The organism is Pseudomonas sp. MM213, from assembly GCF_020423045.1.
In the GTDB taxonomy this organism is placed as follows: domain Bacteria; phylum Pseudomonadota; class Gammaproteobacteria; order Pseudomonadales; family Pseudomonadaceae; genus Aquipseudomonas; species Aquipseudomonas migulae.
In genome coordinates this window covers 3,533,016-3,549,951 of the sequence record NZ_CP081943.1, presented here as the reverse complement: position 1 = coordinate 3,549,951, position 16,936 = coordinate 3,533,016, and the positions used below count along the sequence as shown (strand labels likewise).

The 16,936-nt window shown below is 60.5% G+C and carries 19 protein-coding genes; 7 read left to right on the top strand and 12 right to left on the bottom strand.

What is annotated here, in order from left to right; translation table 11 throughout:
• The first annotated feature begins 191 nt into the window (after positions 1-191).
• The 6 genes from hemA (at position 192) to K5R88_RS16060 (ending at position 5,547) form a co-directional block, all read left to right on the top strand.
• Positions 192-1,481, top strand: a complete 1,290-nt coding sequence (hemA, locus tag K5R88_RS16085) for a glutamyl-tRNA reductase (RefSeq protein ID WP_008025854.1) — start codon at positions 192-194, stop codon at positions 1,479-1,481.
• The gene (gene prfA, locus K5R88_RS16080; RefSeq protein ID WP_008025856.1) at positions 1,478-2,560 is read left to right on the top strand and encodes a peptide chain release factor 1; all 1,083 of its coding nucleotides are present in this window, start codon (positions 1,478-1,480) and stop codon (positions 2,558-2,560) included. Before hemA ends, prfA begins: the two co-directional genes overlap by 4 nt.
• Positions 2,561-3,391: a peptide chain release factor N(5)-glutamine methyltransferase gene (gene prmC / locus K5R88_RS16075; RefSeq protein ID WP_008037210.1), complete on the top strand. Its 831-nt coding sequence runs from the start codon at positions 2,561-2,563 to the stop codon at positions 3,389-3,391.
• The gene (locus K5R88_RS16070; RefSeq protein WP_008025859.1) at positions 3,385-4,140 is read left to right on the top strand and encodes a molybdopterin-synthase adenylyltransferase MoeB; all 756 of its coding nucleotides are present in this window, start codon (positions 3,385-3,387) and stop codon (positions 4,138-4,140) included. The genes prmC and K5R88_RS16070 overlap by 7 nt, the downstream gene beginning before the upstream one ends.
• Positions 4,133-4,924, top strand: a complete 792-nt coding sequence (gene murI / locus K5R88_RS16065; protein WP_226298040.1) for a glutamate racemase — start codon at positions 4,133-4,135, stop codon at positions 4,922-4,924. Before K5R88_RS16070 ends, murI begins: the two co-directional genes overlap by 8 nt.
• 104 nt (positions 4,925-5,028) lie before the next feature.
• The gene (locus K5R88_RS16060) at positions 5,029-5,547 is read left to right on the top strand and encodes an acyloxyacyl hydrolase (RefSeq protein WP_226298039.1); all 519 of its coding nucleotides are present in this window, start codon (positions 5,029-5,031) and stop codon (positions 5,545-5,547) included.
• Positions 5,548-5,677: 130 nt separating this feature from the next.
• Here K5R88_RS16060 and K5R88_RS16055 read toward each other — a convergent pair whose 3' ends face one another.
• The 12 genes from K5R88_RS16055 to K5R88_RS16000 form a co-directional block, all read right to left on the bottom strand.
• Positions 5,678-5,983, bottom strand: coding sequence for a YkgJ family cysteine cluster protein (locus K5R88_RS16055; RefSeq protein WP_008025864.1), 306 nt, complete (start codon positions 5,981-5,983; stop codon positions 5,678-5,680).
• 53 nt (positions 5,984-6,036) lie between these two features.
• Complete coding sequence (locus K5R88_RS16050) at positions 6,037-6,543, bottom strand: DUF2878 domain-containing protein (protein WP_226298038.1); 507 nt, start codon at positions 6,541-6,543, stop codon at positions 6,037-6,039.
• Positions 6,536-7,807: an SAM-dependent methyltransferase gene (locus K5R88_RS16045; RefSeq protein WP_008025867.1), complete on the bottom strand. Its 1,272-nt coding sequence runs from the start codon at positions 7,805-7,807 to the stop codon at positions 6,536-6,538. Before K5R88_RS16045 ends, K5R88_RS16050 begins: the two co-directional genes overlap by 8 nt.
• Complete coding sequence (locus tag K5R88_RS16040) at positions 7,794-8,609, bottom strand: DUF1365 domain-containing protein (protein ID WP_008025869.1); 816 nt, start codon at positions 8,607-8,609, stop codon at positions 7,794-7,796. The genes K5R88_RS16045 and K5R88_RS16040 overlap by 14 nt, the downstream gene beginning before the upstream one ends.
• Entirely contained in the window at positions 8,606-9,853 is a 1,248-nt protein-coding gene (locus tag K5R88_RS16035; RefSeq protein ID WP_226298037.1) for an NAD(P)/FAD-dependent oxidoreductase, read from the bottom strand. Before K5R88_RS16035 ends, K5R88_RS16040 begins: the two co-directional genes overlap by 4 nt.
• Positions 9,850-10,632 carry an SDR family NAD(P)-dependent oxidoreductase gene (locus K5R88_RS16030; protein ID WP_226298036.1) on the bottom strand — a complete coding sequence of 261 codons (783 nt, stop codon included), beginning with the start codon at positions 10,630-10,632 and terminating at the stop codon, positions 9,850-9,852. Before K5R88_RS16030 ends, K5R88_RS16035 begins: the two co-directional genes overlap by 4 nt.
• Entirely contained in the window at positions 10,629-11,051 is a 423-nt protein-coding gene (locus K5R88_RS16025; RefSeq protein WP_226298035.1) for a nuclear transport factor 2 family protein, read from the bottom strand. Before K5R88_RS16025 ends, K5R88_RS16030 begins: the two co-directional genes overlap by 4 nt.
• A complete protein-coding gene (gene phrB, locus K5R88_RS16020) occupies positions 11,044-12,489 on the bottom strand; it encodes a deoxyribodipyrimidine photo-lyase (RefSeq protein ID WP_226298034.1) in 1,446 nt (481 codons plus the stop codon). The genes K5R88_RS16025 and phrB overlap by 8 nt, the downstream gene beginning before the upstream one ends.
• A gap of 21 nt (positions 12,490-12,510) precedes the next feature.
• Positions 12,511-13,452: a MerR family transcriptional regulator gene (locus tag K5R88_RS16015; RefSeq protein ID WP_223450258.1), complete on the bottom strand. Its 942-nt coding sequence runs from the start codon at positions 13,450-13,452 to the stop codon at positions 12,511-12,513.
• On the bottom strand, positions 13,452-14,411 hold the full coding sequence (locus K5R88_RS16010) for a YbgA family protein (protein ID WP_226298033.1): 960 nt from the start codon (positions 14,409-14,411) through the stop codon (positions 13,452-13,454). Before K5R88_RS16010 ends, K5R88_RS16015 begins: the two co-directional genes overlap by 1 nt.
• Before the next feature lie 226 nt (positions 14,412-14,637).
• Complete coding sequence (locus K5R88_RS16005; protein WP_223450260.1) at positions 14,638-14,853, bottom strand: TIGR02450 family Trp-rich protein; 216 nt, start codon at positions 14,851-14,853, stop codon at positions 14,638-14,640.
• Entirely contained in the window at positions 14,850-15,836 is a 987-nt protein-coding gene (locus K5R88_RS16000) for an NAD(P)/FAD-dependent oxidoreductase (RefSeq protein WP_008037229.1), read from the bottom strand. Before K5R88_RS16000 ends, K5R88_RS16005 begins: the two co-directional genes overlap by 4 nt.
• Before the next feature lie 196 nt (positions 15,837-16,032).
• On the opposite strand from K5R88_RS16000, the gene K5R88_RS15995 reads away from it, so the two are divergent.
• Positions 16,033-16,935, top strand: a complete 903-nt coding sequence (locus K5R88_RS15995) for a TIGR01777 family oxidoreductase (protein ID WP_226298032.1) — start codon at positions 16,033-16,035, stop codon at positions 16,933-16,935.
• Position 16,936 lies beyond the last annotated feature (1 nt).

Here is a 16,936-nt window from a genome sequence, read left to right as displayed (position 1 = left end):
GGAATAAATGCGCCATCGTTCACGACCATCGCCAGCAAGCCGGCTCCTACAAAGGTTGCGTGGAAGTCGGGTAAACGAGAACCGCTCGCAAGCCCGGGCATCGGCTACCAGGTCAATAGAGATCGAGTAGTTGTTCTGAATCTGTCGAAGTAGGACAATTGCCGGCTTCACGTCACCATCAGCGACCTTGAATGGCCTTCCTTGCACTCGGTATTAACCACAAGACTGCTTCAGTAGACGTCCGCGAGCGCGTGGCCTTTACCCCTGAGCAGCTGGTGGAGGCCTTGCAGCAGCTCTGCCGACTCACCGACAGCCGCGAAGCTGCGATCCTCTCCACCTGCAATCGCAGTGAACTCTATATAGAACAGGATCACCTTTCGGCGGACATCGTGCTGCGCTGGCTGGCCGATTATCACCATCTGAGCCTCGACGAGCTGCGCGCGAGCGCTTATGTGCACGAAGATGATGCGGCAGTTCGTCACATGATGCGGGTCGCCTCCGGGCTCGATTCGCTGGTGCTGGGCGAACCGCAGATCCTCGGCCAGATGAAATCCTGCTACGCCGTGGCCCGCGAGGCCGGCACCATCGGTCCGCTGCTCGGGCGTTTGTTCCAGGCCACGTTCAATGCGGCCAAACAAGTGCGCACCGACACCGCCATCGGCGAAAACCCGGTGTCCGTGGCGTTTGCCGCAGTCAGCCTGGCGAAACAGATTTTCAGCGACCTGCAACGCAGCCAGGCCTTGCTGATCGGTGCCGGCGAGACCATCACCCTGGTCGCCCGCCATCTGCATGAACTGGGGGTAAAACGCATCGTCGTCGCCAACCGCACCCTGGAGCGCGCAAGCATTCTGGCCGAGCAGTTTGGCGCCCATGCCGTGTTGCTCTCGGACATCCCGGCCGAACTGGTGCGCAGCGACATCGTCATCAGTTCCACCGCCAGCCAGTTGCCGATCCTCGGTAAAGGTGCGGTGGAAAGTGCCTTGAAACTGCGCAAGCACAAACCGATCTTCATGGTGGACATCGCCGTACCGCGCGATATCGAGCCTGAAGTCGGCGAGTTGGACGACGTTTACCTTTATAGCGTCGACGATCTCCACGAAGTGGTCGCCGAAAACCTCAAGAGCCGTCAAGGCGCTGCGCAAGCGGCGGAAGAGATGGTTTCGGTCGGCGCCGAAGATTTCATGATCCGTCTGCGTGAACTGGCAGCGGTGGATGTACTCAAGGCCTATCGCCAACAAAGCGAGCGTCTGCGTGACGAAGAATTGCAGAAGGCCCAACGCATGCTGGCCAACGGCAGCAGCGCCGAAGACGTGCTGGTGCAACTGGCGCGTGGCTTGACCAACAAACTCTTGCACGCCCCGAGCGTGCAGTTGAAAAAGCTCTCAGCCGAAGGTCGCCTCGACGCACTGGCCATGGCCCAGGAACTCTTTGCCCTCGGTGAGGGCTCATCGGATAGCTTTTCGGATAAAAAACCGCAATGAAAGCGTCACTGCTCAATAAGCTGGACATCCTCCAGGACCGTTTCGAGGAATTGACCGCCTTGCTTGGCGACGGCGAGGTCATTTCCGACCAGACCAAATTCCGCGCCTATTCCAAGGAATACGCGGAAGTCGAGCCGATTGTCGACGCCTATAAACAGTTGCTCAAAGTACAGAGCGACCTCGAAGGCGCCCAGGCACTGCTCAAGGACAACGACCCGGACATGCGTGAAATGGCCGTGGAAGAAGTCCGCGAAGCCAAAGAGCAATTGATCGAGATCGAAGCCAGCCTGCAACGCATGCTGCTGCCCAAGGACCCGAACGACGGGCGCAACGTGTTCCTTGAAATCCGCGCCGGCACTGGCGGTGACGAGGCGGCGATCTTCTCCGGCGACCTGTTCCGCATGTATTCGCGTTACGCCGAGCGTCGCGGCTGGCGTGTGGAAATCCTCTCGGAAAACGAGGGCGAGCATGGCGGCTATAAAGAAGTCATCGCCCGCGTCGAAGGCGACAACGTCTACGGCAAGCTGAAATTCGAATCCGGCGCGCACCGCGTGCAACGGGTTCCGGCCACTGAATCCCAGGGGCGTATCCACACCTCGGCGTGCACCGTGGCGGTATTGCCCGAGCCGGACGAGCAGGAAGCGATCGAGATCAATCCGGCGGACCTGCGGATCGATACCTACCGTTCTTCCGGTGCCGGTGGCCAGCATGTCAACAAGACGGACTCGGCGATCCGCATCACGCACTTGCCGTCCGGTATCGTCGTCGAGTGCCAGGAAGAACGTTCCCAGCACAAGAACCGCGCCCGGGCGATGTCCTGGCTGTCGGCCAAGCTCAATGACCAGCAGACCAGCGCAGCGGCGAATGCCATCGCCAGCGAGCGTAAGTTGCTGGTCGGTTCGGGTGATCGCTCCGAGCGCATCCGCACCTACAACTTTGCCCAGGGCCGGGTCACCGACCACCGGGTCAACCTGACGCTGTATTCCCTCGACGAAATTCTCGCGGGCGGTGTCGATGCGGTGATCGAACCGTTGCTGGCCGAATACCAGGCCGACCAATTGGCAGCGATAGGTGACTAAATGACGATCATTGCCAGTTTGTTGCGCGCCGCTGATTTACCCGACTCGCCGACGGCGCGTCTTGATGCCGAATTGCTGCTGGCGGCGGCGTTGGGCAAGTCCCGCAGTTTTCTGCACACCTGGCCGGAGCGCATCGTTCCGAGCGACGCCGCGCTGAAGTTTGCCGAGTACCTGCAACGCCGTCGTGGCGGTGAGCCGGTGGCTTACATTCTGGGTCAGCAAGGTTTCTGGAAACTGGATCTGGAAGTTGCGCCGCACACCTTGATCCCGCGCCCGGACACCGAATTGCTGGTGGAAGCCGCGCTGGAATTGTTGCCCGCCACGCCCGCGAAGGTACTCGATCTCGGCACCGGCAGCGGCGCCATTGCGTTGGCCCTGGCCAGCGAGCGTCCGGCGTGGAGCGTCACCGCTGTGGATCGTGTACTCGAAGCCGTGGCTTTGGCCGAGCGCAATCGTCAGCGTTTGCACCTGAACAACGCCACCGTGCTGAGCAGTCATTGGTTCAGCGCCCTGGAAGGTCAGCGTTTTCAGCTGATCATCAGCAACCCGCCGTACATTGCATCCGCCGATCCGCATCTGGTGGAAGGCGATGTGCGTTTCGAACCGGCCAGTGCCTTGGTGGCTGGAGTCGACGGGCTCGACGATCTGCGTTTGATCGTCGCCCAGGCCCCGGATTATCTGGAAGCGGGCGGCTGGCTGATGCTCGAACACGGTTATGATCAAGCCGAAGCCGTGCGCGATTTGTTGCAGACCCGCGGCTTTGAAGAAGTCCACAGCCGCACCGATCTGGGCGGTCACCAACGGATCAGCCTGGGGCGCCTGCCGTGCTGAATGATCAGGAATTGTTGCGCTACAGTCGGCAGATTCTGTTGCAACACGTCGACATCGACGGCCAGTTGCGATTGAAAGAAAGCCGCGTGTTGATCATCGGTCTCGGCGGCCTCGGTTCGCCGGTTGCGCTGTACCTCGCCGCCGCGGGCGTCGGTGAGCTGCATCTGGCGGACTTCGACACCGTCGACCTGACCAACCTGCAACGCCAGATCATTCACGACACCGACAGCGTCGGCCAGACCAAGGTCGATTCGGCGATCCGCCGCCTGAGCGCGATCAACCCCGAGATCAAGCTGGTCGCCCATCGTGCCGCGCTGGACGAAGATTCCCTGGCCGCTGTGGTGGCCACAGTGGATCTGGTCCTCGACTGTTCCGACAATTTTTCCACCCGCGAAGCGGTCAACGCTGCGTGCGTGGCGGCCGGCAAGCCGCTGGTCAGCGGCGCGGCGATTCGTCTTGAAGGGCAATTGTCGGTGTTCGACCCGCGCCGTCCGGACAGTCCGTGCTACCACTGCTTATACGGGCACGGCAGCGAAGCTGAATTGACGTGCAGTGAAGCGGGCGTCGTCGGTCCTTTGGTGGGACTGGTCGGCAGCCTTCAGGCACTGGAAGCCATGAAACTGCTGGCCGGTTTCGGCGAACCGCTGGTAGGACGCCTGTTGTTGATCGATGCCTTGGGTTCGCGCTTCCGTGAATTGCGCGTCAAGCGCGATCCGGGCTGCAGCGTCTGTGGGCCGAAACATGCGTGAAGCGCCCATTGGCGTGTTCGACTCCGGGGTCGGTGGGCTGTCGGTGCTGGCCGAGGTCCAGCGTTTGCTGCCCAACGAGTCTCTGCTGTACGTCGCCGATTGCGGCAATATTCCTTACGGCGAGAAAACCCCGGAATTCATTCGCCATCGTTGCAGCGTGATGGCCGATTTTTTTCAGCAGCAAGGCGCCAAGGCCCTGGTGCTGGCCTGCAACACGGCGACGGTGGCCGGTGTTGCCGATTTGCGGCGCGACTTCCCCGAGTGGCCCATCGTCGGCATGGAGCCTGCGGTCAAACCGGCCGCCGCCGCGACCCGCAGCGGCGTGGTCGGTGTCCTCGCCACCACGGGCACCTTGCAGAGCGCCAAGTTCGCTGCGTTGCTCGACCGTTTCGCCACCGATGTGCAGGTGATCACTCAGCCGTGCCCGGGGCTGGTGGAGCTGATTGAAAACGGCGATCTGCACAGTCCCGCCCTGCGTGAGTTGCTGGCCCGCTATGTCGGGCCGCTGCTCGCCGCAGGCTGCGACACGATTATTCTCGGCTGCACGCATTACCCCTTCCTAAAGCCGTTGCTTAAGCAGATGATCCCCGAGGACATCAGCCTGATCGATACCGGCGCCGCCGTCGCGCGACAACTTCAGCGGCTGTTGGCCGAGCGTGAATTGCTGGCTGAAGGTCCAGCTCGCGCAGCGCAATTCTGGACGAGTGCCGATCCGGAACATTTCAGAAATATCTTGCCGATACTGTGGAATACCGCTGGCGTTGTGCAAAGCTTCAATAGGTAGTTTGGGGAAACGGGTAATTGGGGTGAACTTCTGATTAAACGTCGGCTTCTATTGCGGTAAGCAACAAAAAAACCATACGAAATCGTACGGAAAAGGATGTTTCTATGAAGCGACTATTCTGCTTGGCCGCGATTGCGACCGCATTGATGGGGCAAAGTTTTACCGCACAGGCGGCAGGCGTGGAGTTCGGGGTCGGCCAGACCAGCGATTCGACCATGACCTATCGATTGGGCATGCAATTCGATTGGGACAAGAGCTGGTTGCAAAGTGACGTCGGTCGTTTGACCGGTTACTGGAGTGGTGCCTACACCTATTGGGAAGGCGACAAGACTTCCAGCAACCACAGCCTGTCTTTCTCGCCGGTGCTTGTTTATGAGTTTGCCGGTCAGAACGTCAAACCTTATCTAGAGCTCGGGGTTGGCGTGGCGGCGTTCTCGAATACCGAACTTGAAGGCAACGAACTGGGCAGTGCCTTTCAGTTCGAAGACCGTTTTGGCTTCGGTCTGCGTTTTGCGGGCGGGCATGAAGTCGGGATTCGTGCGACGCACTATTCCAATGCGGGGCTCAGCAGCCCGAACGATGGTGTAGAAAGTTACGCGCTGCACTACACGATGCCGTTGTAAGACTAAAAGCTTCGCGGGCAAGCCTCGCTCCTACAGGTTTCATGTCGTATTCACCGTTACGACATATCGCAAAACCTGTAGGAGCGAGGCTTGCCCGCGAAGGCGTCAGATCAGGCAACACATTTCTAAATCATCGATACGCCGTGCTAATCCCCTGGCGCTCTTCGATGCACTCCGGTGCGCCCATCTCGAACTCCCGGCAGATCAGCGGGCGTTTTTCGTAGATCGTGCACATCATCGTGTTGCGATCCAGCGCGGCGCACCAGCCGTCGTCCAGGCGCAGCATGACTTCCCCGCCCCAATCATCGGTATCGATAAAACGTTCGGGCACGCCCGTGTCGGTGATCAGCATCACTTCGAGCTGGCAGCAGCAGGCCGCGCAGGTCGAGCACGTGACCGCAGGCTCGGTGATTTGCGTGTGGGGAATGGTTTTCATGGCACGCAGTGTAAGTCAGTCGGTCGGTGCTGTGTGAAAGGCCGGACGGACGCTCAGTCGTGGGGGGCGGACGACGCCAGGCGCCGGGCCATGAAATGCAGCGTGGGAAACAGCAGCGCCCAGAGTAATCCGATGCCGATCAGCGTCGGTAATTGGCCGTAAGGGAATTGCACCCCGGCCAGTTGTCCTCCCGCGTAATACGACAACGGCCCACCCACGGCGCCCAGCAAGCAGCCCAGCCACCAGGGCGTTGCGCTCCATTGCAGGCAATGGCGCAACGTCGTGGCCAGCAATGCCCACAACAGCATTAGCCATAGGGGAATCAGCGGCGCGACATCGTTGAACTCGAACACCCCCAGCCAGCGCAATGAGCTGTCGACGGTCGTGCCCAGCAGCACAACGCTGAGAATCAGCCGGCCTTCGTCCGCCCAGCGACTTATCCACAGCAGGTGAATCACCAAAGCGCCCAGCGCCACCAATAACCACAGACTGTTGCCGCCGATCACGCAGGCAAGCCAGCCGAGCTGGAACAGCACGGCGTTGGCCAGGCGTTCAAGCATCGAAACGGCCGAGCAGCGGCGCGGTGATCGCCGAAGGTTTGGCCAGCAGCAACTGTGCGGTGCCGATGGTGCGCTCCAGGAAACCACCTTCGCAGTAGCACAGGTAAAACTCCCACAGCCGCAGGAAATAATCGTCGTAGCCCAATTCGCTCAGGCGGCCTTGGGCGCGGCGAAAATTCTCATGCCACAGGCGCAAGGTTCGCGCGTAGTGCAGGCCGAAATCCTCCATGTGCAGCAGGTTCATGTCGGTGTCGCGGCTGACGATCTCGAGCATTTTCTGCACGCAGGGCAGGGCGCCGCCGGGGAAGATGTAGCGCTGAATGAAGTCGACACTGCCCTTGGCCTGCTCGTAGCGCTGCTCGCGGATGGTGATCGCCTGCAACAGCATCAAACCATTGCTCTTGAGCAAGTGCGCACACTGCTTGAAGTAGGTCGGCAGAAAGCGATGGCCCACGGCTTCGATCATCTCGATCGACACCAGTTTGTCGTACTGCCCGGTGAGGTCGCGGTAATCCTTGAGCAACAACGTGACCTGATCTTGCAACCCGAGGGTTTCGATCCGTTGCGCGGTAAACGCGTACTGCTCCCTGGACAGCGTGGTGGTGGTGACTTTGCAGCCATAATTCTGCGCCGCGTACAGCGCCATGCTGCCCCAGCCGGTGCCGATTTCCAGCAGATGATCGCTGGGCTTGAGGTCGAGTTTCTGGCAGATCCGCTCCAGTTTGTTCAGCTGCGCCTGTTCCAGACTGTCCTCGGGACTTAGAAATTGTGCGGCCGAATACATCATGGTCGGGTCTAGAAACTGTTCGAACAGGTCGTTGCCCAGGTCATAGTGAGCGGCGATGTTTTTCTGCGAACCCTTGCGTGTATTGCGGTTGAGCCAGTGCAGGCCTTGAACGAAGGGCCGGCCGAGTTTCGCCAGGCCACCTTCCAGCGAATCAAGTACTTCAAGGTTACTGACGAACACGCGAACCACCGCCGTCAGGTCCGGCGAGCTCCAGTAACCGTGGATAAATGCCTCGCCCGCGCCGATCGAACCGTTACTCGCCACCAACCCCCACGCCGCTGCGTCGAGGATGTGGATTTCCCCCTGCAAATGACTGCCAGCGGTGCCGAAGACCTGCCGCTCGCCGTCCTCGATCACCACCAGTTGCCCGTGCTTGAGGTGCGCCAGTTGCCGCAGCACACCGCGACGCAGCAACGTCCCGGTCAAGCCGTTAGTGCTGAGTAGAGTGGCTTTGGCCGAGACGCTAGAGGATTTCATGGCGGCGATCCTTGGGCGGAACGGTGGCGGTTTGAAAGCTGCCGTCGGCAGCTTGATGAGCAAATATCGGCACGCGTTTGAACAGCAGGCGTAGGGCTTGCCAATAAATCGCCAGGCAGGTTTTTGCGGTCATCCACGGAAAGCGCCGCAGGTACCGGTGCAGGCTGGCGCGACTCAGGGCTTCGCGTTTCAGGTTGAGCGTGGCGTCGAACAGCTTCAGTTCGCCCTGCCAGTCGGCCATGTGCACGCCGAGTTTTTTCGCGACAGGGCTGAAGCTCATGCGGTGTTCGAGATCGCGTGGCAGAAACGGCGACACATGAAAGGCCTTGGCCACGGCGAAATGCTGATGGAAATCGCGCAGGTCATCCGGTGTCCTGGCCGGCAACACGTAGTGATAACGCTCGCGCCACGGGGTATTGGTGACTTCGGCAACGATTGCCGCCAGTTGGCCGTCGGCTTCGTAACAATAAAAAAAGCTCACCGGGTTGAACGCCAGGCCCCAACTGCGGGGCTGGGTCAGCAGGCAGACTGAACCTTGTGGCGCATGACCAATGGCCTGGCGGACCTGTTCGCGCACCGCATCGATCAGGCGCATGCCATTGCCGGTGAAGGCTTTGAGGTAGTCGCTTTCGCGAAACGAAAACGGCGAGAAGCGGCGGTTGCCCGACAGCGGCGATAACCCGAGTACGGCGTCCTGTTCATCGAGATCGAGGTACAGCAGGCCGATCCGGTAGCGGAATTCATGGCGCCTTGGGGCAAACCGCCGATGGGCGATCCAGCCGCTGTAGAACGCGCTGTTCACAGCACTTCCCCGAACGAGCGGGCCACGCGCAACGCGCTGACCACGCCATCTTCATGGAAACCGTTGGCCCAGTAGGCGCCGCAATAAAAGCTGTGTTGCGCGCCGTTCAATTCTTCCCAGCGCTCCTGCGCCGCCACCGCCGCCAGGCTGTATTGAGGATGGGCGTAGGTGAATCGGCCAAGCACCATGGCCGGGCTGATGCCGGCGCTCTGGTTGAGGCTGACGCAAAACGTGGTGTCGCTCTGGATGCCTTGCAGGATGTTCATGTCGTAGGTGACCGCCGCCAGCGTATGGCCGGCGCCACCGAGGCGGTAATTCCAGCTGGCCCGGGCGAGTGTGCGCGACGGCAGCAGGCGCGTGTCGGTGTGCAGCACCACTTCGTTGTCGGCGTAGGGCAGGGCGCCGAGGATCGACTGTTCGGCATCACTCGGTTTGGCCAGCAGTTTCAGCGCCTGATCGCTGTGGCAGGCGAACACCACTTTGTCGAAGCGTTCGCTGCCGGCGCTGCTGTGGATCACGACGCCATCGGCATCGCGCTCGACCTGCATCACGGGGCAGTTGAGGCGGATCTTCCGGTTAAAGGTTGCGGTCAACGGTGCGATGTAAGCACTCGATCCGCCCTCGATCACACGCCATTGCGGGCGATTGTTGACCGACAGCAAACCGTGATTCTTGAAAAACCGCACAAAGAATTGCAGCGGAAAATTCAGCATTTCGGCCATCGGCATCGACCAGATCGCCGCACCCATCGGCACGATGTAATGCAGGATGAACCGCTCGCCGTAACCGCCGGCCTTGAGGTATTCGTCGAGCGTGGTGTGCGCCGCGATCCGGCCCTCGGACAGGTCGAGCCGGGCGCGTTTGTTGAAGCGCACAATGTCGCGCAGCATGCCCCAGAACCCCGGTGACAGCAGGTTGCGGCGCTGGGCGAACAGGCTGTTGAGGTTGTTGCCGTTGTACTCCAGGCCGCTGTCCGGATCGGTGACCGAGAAACTCATCTCGGTCGCTTTGAAACCCACGCCGATCTGACCCAGCAAGCGAATGAAGTTCGGGTAGGTCCAGTCGTTGAACACGATGAAACCGGTGTCCACGGCATGACGCTCGCCATCGACCTTCACGTCCACGGTGTGGGTGTGGCCGCCGACCCGGTCATCGGCCTCGAACAGGGTGATCTCGTGGCGGCGATTCAGCAGGTAAGCACTGGTCAGCCCCGAGATGCCGCTGCCGATGATGGCGATGTTCACGGCACGTCCTTGATCGGCGGACTGCTGCGGACCATGCGTTTGCCGATGGCGAGCTTCACCCGGTTGGGCATTTTCGACAGCGGCCAGAGCGCCGCCATGAACAGCGCCGGGAACGCGATCTCCAGTGGCCGATGCTTCAGTTTTTCGAAGATGTGCCGCGCCGCTTTGCCCACCGGCCAACTGAGCGGCATCGGGAAATCGTTCTTCGCCGTCAGCAGAGTCTCGACGAACCCCGGGCTGACTACGGTGACTTCGATGCCTTCGGGCGCCAGGTCAATACGCAACGATTCGAACAGATAACGCAGCCCGGCCTTCGACGCGCCATACGCCTCCGCCCGTGGCAGCGGCAGGTAAGTCACCGAACTGGCGACGCCCACCAGATGCGGCGCAAGGCCTTTGCGCAACAGCGGCAGGGCGGCTTCGATGCAGTAACTGCTGGCCAGCAGATTGGTGCGCACCACGTGCTCGACGAGCGACGAATCGAACTGCTGAACGTCGACGTATTCGCAGGTGCCAGCATTGAGAATCACCGTATCCAGCGAGCCCCAGTCTTGCGCGATCTGCTCGCCGATTTCGCGTACGGTCTGGCTGTTGGTCAGGTCACCCGCCACCACCAGCACTTGCCCGGGATAGCGTTGCGACAAGACTTTCATCGGCGCCAGCGAACGTGAACTGACCGCCAGATGGGCGCCGGTTTTCAGAATCTCCTCGGCCAGCGCGGCGCCAATGCCACTGCTGGCGCCAGTCAGCCAATATCGTCGTGGAGGTGTAAGGCTCATCCCATTCTCCTTTTCAACCAGGCGATAGCCCGGCCCAATACGGGTACATGTTCGTAAAGCAGTGCCCCGGCATCGAAGTAATCCCGGTGGCGATAAACCTTGTCACGCCAGAGCAGGTGCGAGCAGCCCTCCACCCGAATCAAGCGCCCGCCGGCCAGATGCGGATGGCGGTAGCTCATGACCCAGCGCAGATAACCTTCGCCTTCGCCGATCTGGTCGAAGCCGTGAAAATCAAAGCGCAGTTCGCTGACATTGGCATAGAGCTCGCTGAAATAGCGGCACAAATGCGCGAGGCCCTGTACTTCGTGCAGCGGATCGGTGAAGTGCACGTCGTCGGCGTACAGTTCATTCAGGCGCTGCAGGTTGTCTTTGTTCAGCTCGGCAAACTGCCAGGCGAAGCGGCGCAGGAAATCACTCATAACCGCCTCCCGCGTTCTGTCGCGACGGCAGGTTTTTGAAAGCCGCCAGCGCGCGTGTACGGGATGTACTTAGATTGACGATCGGCGACGGATAACCTGCCACGCCAAACAACCCGCCGAGGTTCGCCGGGTTGTGCACGTCTTTCTTGTTCAGACCGGCCAGCTCCGGCAACCAGTGCTTGATGAACAGGCCTTCGCTGTCGAATTTTTCCGATTGGCTGAGCGGGTTGAAAATCCGGAAGTAGGGCGCCGAATCGGTGCCGGTGGATGAGCTCCATTGCCAGCCGCCGTTATTCGCCGCGAGATCGCCATCGATCAGGTGCCGCATGAAAAAACGTTCGCCTTCACGCCAGTCGATCAGCAGGTTTTTGGTGAGGAACATCGCCACCACCATGCGCAAACGGTTGTGCATCCAGCCGGTTTCAAGCAGTTGGCGCATCGCCGCGTCGATGATCGGCAGACCGGTGCGCGCTTCTTGCCAGGCTGCCAGTTCGTCGGGGGCATCGCGCCAGGCCAGGGCTTCGGTTTCCGGGCGGAAGGCGCGGTGACGGGAGACGCGCGGGTAGCCCACCAGAATGTGTTTGTAGAACTCGCGCCACAGTAATTCGTTGATCCAGGTGACGGCGCCGACTTTGCCGCTTTCGAACTCGCCCTGATTGCTTTGCAGGGCGGCATGCAAGCACTGGCGCGGGGAAATGACGCCGGCCGCCAGGTAAGCCGAGAGCTGACTGGTGCCGGGTTTGGCCGGGAAGTCACGCTCACTTTTGTAGTAGTCGATCTGCGCATCGGCGAAGGTGTCCAGACGGCGTCGGGCTTCGGCTTCACCGGCGGGCCAGAGCGCGCGCAAGGTGTCGCTGGGCGTGTCGAAGCCTGCAACGCTTGAAGGGATTTCATCGCTGTCGATGTTCAGCTTCGATTGCACCGCTGGCGCCCTGACGAGACTCGGCAATGAACGGTGCAGACGGTCGTAGCAGACTTTGCGGAACTGACTGAAGACCTGGAAATAGGTGCCGGTCTTGGTCAGCACGGTGCCGGGGCTGAACAGAAGCTGATCGAGGTAGCTATAGAAGTCGATGCCTTTGGTTTTCAGTGCGTCGGCCACCGCCGCATCACGACGGCTTTCGTGAATGCCGTACTCCTCGTTGACGTGCACCGCGTCGATCTTCAACTGCTGGCACAGGTCGAGCAGAACCTTCGGCGCTTCATCCCAGCGAGAGGCCGTGCGAATCAGCAACGGGATGTTCAACTCGCCGAGTGCGTGGCTCAGTTCACGGAGGTTGCGCAGCCAGAAATCCACTTTGCACGGCGCGTCGTCATGCTCGCGCCATTGTTCCGGGCTCAACAGGTACACCGCCACGCTCGGCCCCCGGGAAGCGGCAGCCGAGAGAGCGGTGTTGTCATGTAGACGCAAGTCGCTGCGCAGCCAGATCAATTGCATGGTGGTGTCCGTACGATTCATTTAAATAAGCCCGCGCTGTACCAGGTCCTGATGCGCCGATAACGGATCTTCGGCCAGGAACAATTCAGCAATCTCTGTGGTTTTTACGGACAACTCGGCGTGGTGGATGCATACCGTTGGTCCGGCAATCATTTTTGGGCAACTGACACCGTTGAAAAGTTTCGGCAGCTGCGCAAGGTTCATGGCTTTGCTGGAATACAGCAGTACGCCACGGGCTTGCAGGTGATCGACTGCCAGTGCGAGCTCGCCCGCCGGCAACGGCCAGTCGAACACTTCCACCGGGCAATCGGCGCTGCTGATCAACCACGCGGTGAGCCACAGATGCGGTTCCAGCGGCAGGTCGGAGTGATTGATCAACAGCAGCGGTGCAGTGCGCAGTTGACGGTTGTTATGGTAGATGCGCGCGCCGAATTTGCTGCGTAACCAGGAGTGAAAAAACACGCGCTCCATCTGCGCGCCAAACTGGCCTTGCCAGCGTTGTTCAAGTTCGGCGAGCAACGGCATCAGCAGTTGTTCGCACAAAGTCCGCGGCGGGTACAACGCGATCGCCTGGTTGACGGTGTCATCGAGGGTGCGTTCGTTGAGCCGAGTGACTGCTTGCAGCAGCGTGTTGCACATCACCTGCCAATCATTTTCGACCGATTCGCCAAAGGCTTGCGGGGTGTCGAGCAGTTGCTTGACCTGGCTGACGGCCACGCCGCGATTGAGCCAGGTGAGGATTGTCAGGATGCGTTGTACGTGTTCGGCGCTGAACAGCCGATGCCCTTTGGGCGTGCGTTGCGGCACGATCAAACCGTAACGCCGTTCCCAGGCGCGCAAGGTGACGGCGTTGACGCCGGTCTGCCGGGCCACTTCACGAATTGGCAGCCAACCCTCATCGAGGGCTTTCTTGAAGTCGGCGCCGAGGTCTTCGCGGGCACTGGTGTCGAGTGGGATTTTCATCAGATCGCGTTTCGCAGGCTGAGGTTTTCCGGGTGCGGTTGCAGGTAAACCTGTTGCGCAATGTACGGGTCCGGGTGTTGGCGAAAGTGATGTTTGAGCAGCGTCAGCGGCACCACCAGCGGCACGATGCCGTGGCGGTACTGGCCGATGACGTGTTGCACTTCCTGTTTGTCTTCAGCGGTGATGACCTGCTTGAGGTAACCACTGATGTGTTGCAGGACGTTGGTGTGGGTGCGGCGCGTGGCGCACTTTTTCAAGGCCGCCATCAGTTCGCTGAAATAACGTGGGCCGAGTTCTTTCGGGTCGATCCGGCCCATGTTGCCCAGCAGATTGCCCAGGGTTTTGTACTGCACCGGGTTGTGGGCCATCAGCAGGTATTTGTAGCGCGAGTGAAATTCGGTCAAGCCGCGACGAGTCAGGCCTGCTTGCAGCAACTGTTGCCAGGCGCTGTAGGCGAACACGCGGGTGAGAAAGTTTTCCCGCAGCACCGGGTCGTTGAGCCGGCCGTCTTCTTCCACCGGCAGGTCCGGGTGCAACGCACAGAAAGCCTGGGCATAGATGCCGCGGCCACCGCCGTCTACCGGCGCACCGTTGGCGTGGTAGACCTTGACCCGATCCAGTCCGCACGACGGCGATTTCTGCATGAAGATGTAGCCGCAGACATCGTCCAGCTCGGCGGCCATCTTCCGGGCGTAATCGGCCAGCGGCCGGGTGACATTCAGTTCGGGGTGAACAGTGCCGATGGCTTCGGGGCGTTCAGCGTCGCCGACCAGTCGAATGGGCTGGCGAGGAATGCCCAGGCCGATGGCGACTTCCGGGCACACCGGGACGAAATCGAAATACTCGGTGAGGGTGCGGCTGCACAGCCGCGATTCCTTGTGCCCGCCATTGAAACGCACCTCGGCGCCCATCAGGCAGGCGCTGATGGCGATTTTCGGTTTCGCGCTGGCGTGGAGCATCGGAGCACCTCGAATCCAAACCTGTACAGAATTTAATTTCTGTACAACATGTGTTTCATCATAGATTCAAAGGTGTACAAGTCAAATTGTTTGTATAAGTATTCTGCTGTGTTGGTCTCCTGTAGGAGCCGGCTTGCTGCGGGCGGCGTTCCGACGATGAACGATGACGCGGTGTTCCTGAGGGACCGCAGTGCCTGAATCGCCAGCAAGCCGGCTCCTACAGGATCTAGTTCCAGCCCGAGATCCAGGCGTCGCTGTTTTTCAGGGTTTGCCAGCTCAGGCGTTGATTGCGCTTGGTTAGCACTGCCTGCAATTCGACGTCCAGCACCGTGCCTTCCTCGTCGCGGAACAGCTCGATGACCAGAAAATGTTTTTCGCGGTTTTGCGGCTGGGCTGCTGTCCATTTCGACAGCAGCAATTTGCTCGGGTTGATGCGGTTCACTGCAGGTGTTCGTGCAGGCGACGGGCGGCTTCCTGACCGCTGAGCCAGGCACCTTCGACACGACCGGACAGGCACCAGTCGCCACACGCGTAAAGACCCAGGTCGGCATCGGCCAGCGTGCCCCATTCATGGCTGCTGGCGGGGCGGGCGTAGAGCCAGCGGTGCGCGAGGCTGAAGCTCGGCGCAGGCATGGCGCTGTGGAGCAGTTCGGCGAACGCGCCGTGCAGTTGCTCGATCACGGCTTCCTTGGACAGGTCGATATGTTGCCGGCTCCAGGTGCTGGTCGCGTGCAATACCCAGGTGTCCTTGGTGTTGTCGCGCCCCGGTTTGCTGCGGTTGCGCGCCAGCCAGTCGAGTGGGCTGTCTTGCACGAAGCAGCCTTCCATGGGTGTATCCAGCGGAGTATCGAAGGCCAGTGCGACGGCCCAGGTCGGGTCCATTTTGACCCCGGCGGCGGCGCCTGCGAGTTTCGGCGCGGAGGCCAGCAAGGCGGTCGCTTGCGGTGCTGGCGTGGCGACGATCACGTGACTGAACGGGCCATGAGTGAACCCTTCGGCATCCTGCAGATGCCAGTGTTCTTCACCGCGATAGACCTCGGTAATGCGGCAGGCAAAATGCACTTCCAGATCGCCAATCAGGCCACGGGTGATGGCGCTCATGCGTGGCGTGCCGACCCAGCGCGTCTGCTCGTCCGGCGACAGGTTGAGCTGGCCACCGTGGTAGGTATAAAGCTGCGGCGCCCATTCGGCGACCCAGCCTTTGGCTTGCCAACGCTGGACTTCAGTGACAAAGCGGCGATCACGTGCAGTGAAATATTGCGCGCCCATGTCCAGCGCACCCGCATCGCTGCGCTTGCTCGACATGCGCCCGCCACTGCCGCGGCTTTTATCGAAAAGTTGAACGACATGCCCTGCGTCCGTAAGGGCCTGGGCGGCTGAGAGTCCGGCAATGCCGGTGCCGATGATTGCGATAGGTACAGTCATAGGGGCCTCGTTTACCTTTCTGTACAGACTACGCCGTGGTTGAAACCTGTACAATATTGTTTTTCGGTATAACTTTTAGCGTTCTCGTTCTGACAGCTTGGCCTATTGTTAAACACAGACCCTGCCCGATATCAAAGATCCCTGCTTATAAAAATAGACTAGTGATCAGGGTAAAACGCCACGCGAGGAAGAAGTCATGCACATATTGCTGACCGGCGGTACTGGTTTGATAGGACGTCAGCTCTGCCGCCACTGGTTGAGTCAGGGACATCGTCTGAGCGTCTGGAGCCGGACGCCGGCCAAAGTCGCGAAAGTCTGTGGCGCCCAGGTGCGCGCGGTGGCCCGACTCGAGGACCTCGGTCAGGAACCGGTGGATGCGATTATCAACCTCGCGGGTGCGCCGATTGCCGACCGGCTCTGGACTCACCGACGTAAAGCCTTGCTGTGGAGCAGCCGCATCACCCTGACGGAAACCTTGCTGGCATGGCTCGAAAGCCGTGAACAAAAACCGCAGGTGTTGATTTCGGGCTCCGCCATTGGCTGGTATGGCGACGGGGGCGAGCGGGAGTTGACTGAACATTCCCCTCCGGTGATCGATGATTTTGCCAGTCAGTTGTGCATTGCCTGGGAAGAAACCGCTCAGCGTGCCGAAGCCTTGGGCATTCGCGTGATCTTCGTTCGCACCGGCTTGGTGCTGTCGGCCGAGGGCGGCTTTTTGTCGCGGCTGTTGCTGCCGTTCAAACTGGGGCTGGGCGGGCCTTTGGGCACTGGTCGGCAATGGATGCCGTGGATCCATATCAAGGATCAAATTGCCTTGATTGATTTTCTTCTGCATCAGAAAAGCGCCAGCGGTCCTTATAATGCCTGCGCGCCCAAACCGGTGCGCAATCGCGAATTTGCCAAGACGCTGGGCAGCGTGCTGCATCGCCCGGCGTTCATGCCCATGCCGGCCCTGGCCTTGAAGGTGGGCCTGGGCGAGTTGTCATTGCTGTTGCTGGGCGGCCAGAAGGCTGTCCCGGCGCGCTTGCTGGAAGCGGGCTTCACCTTCCAGTTCACTGACCTGCGTGCGGCTCTGGACGACTTGTCCAGCCGCCTCTGAA

What these genes read in the sequence shown, in the direction of transcription:
- K5R88_RS16000 (WP_008037229.1), bottom strand. Translation starts at nt 15,836, where the DNA reads ATGACTGTACCTATCGCAATCATCGGCACCGGCATTGCCGGACTCTCA.
- K5R88_RS16060 (WP_226298039.1), top strand. Translation starts at nt 5,029, where the DNA reads ATGAAGCGACTATTCTGCTTGGCCGCGATTGCGACCGCATTGATGGGG.
- K5R88_RS16030 (WP_226298036.1), bottom strand. Translation starts at nt 10,632, where the DNA reads ATGAGCCTTACACCTCCACGACGATATTGGCTGACTGGCGCCAGCAGT.
- murI (WP_226298040.1), top strand. Translation starts at nt 4,133, where the DNA reads ATGCGTGAAGCGCCCATTGGCGTGTTCGACTCCGGGGTCGGTGGGCTG.
- phrB (WP_226298034.1), bottom strand. Translation starts at nt 12,489, where the DNA reads ATGCAATTGATCTGGCTGCGCAGCGACTTGCGTCTACATGACAACACC.
- K5R88_RS15995 (WP_226298032.1), top strand. Translation starts at nt 16,033, where the DNA reads ATGCACATATTGCTGACCGGCGGTACTGGTTTGATAGGACGTCAGCTC.
- K5R88_RS16045 (WP_008025867.1), bottom strand. Translation starts at nt 7,807, where the DNA reads ATGAAATCCTCTAGCGTCTCGGCCAAAGCCACTCTACTCAGCACTAAC.
- prfA (WP_008025856.1), top strand. Translation starts at nt 1,478, where the DNA reads ATGAAAGCGTCACTGCTCAATAAGCTGGACATCCTCCAGGACCGTTTC.
- K5R88_RS16025 (WP_226298035.1), bottom strand. Translation starts at nt 11,051, where the DNA reads ATGAGTGATTTCCTGCGCCGCTTCGCCTGGCAGTTTGCCGAGCTGAAC.
- K5R88_RS16010 (WP_226298033.1), bottom strand. Translation starts at nt 14,411, where the DNA reads ATGCTCCACGCCAGCGCGAAACCGAAAATCGCCATCAGCGCCTGCCTG.
- prmC (WP_008037210.1), top strand. Translation starts at nt 2,561, where the DNA reads ATGACGATCATTGCCAGTTTGTTGCGCGCCGCTGATTTACCCGACTCG.
- K5R88_RS16015 (WP_223450258.1), bottom strand. Translation starts at nt 13,452, where the DNA reads ATGAAAATCCCACTCGACACCAGTGCCCGCGAAGACCTCGGCGCCGAC.
- K5R88_RS16050 (WP_226298038.1), bottom strand. Translation starts at nt 6,543, where the DNA reads ATGCTTGAACGCCTGGCCAACGCCGTGCTGTTCCAGCTCGGCTGGCTT.
- hemA (WP_008025854.1), top strand. Translation starts at nt 192, where the DNA reads ATGGCCTTCCTTGCACTCGGTATTAACCACAAGACTGCTTCAGTAGAC.
- K5R88_RS16055 (WP_008025864.1), bottom strand. Translation starts at nt 5,983, where the DNA reads ATGAAAACCATTCCCCACACGCAAATCACCGAGCCTGCGGTCACGTGC.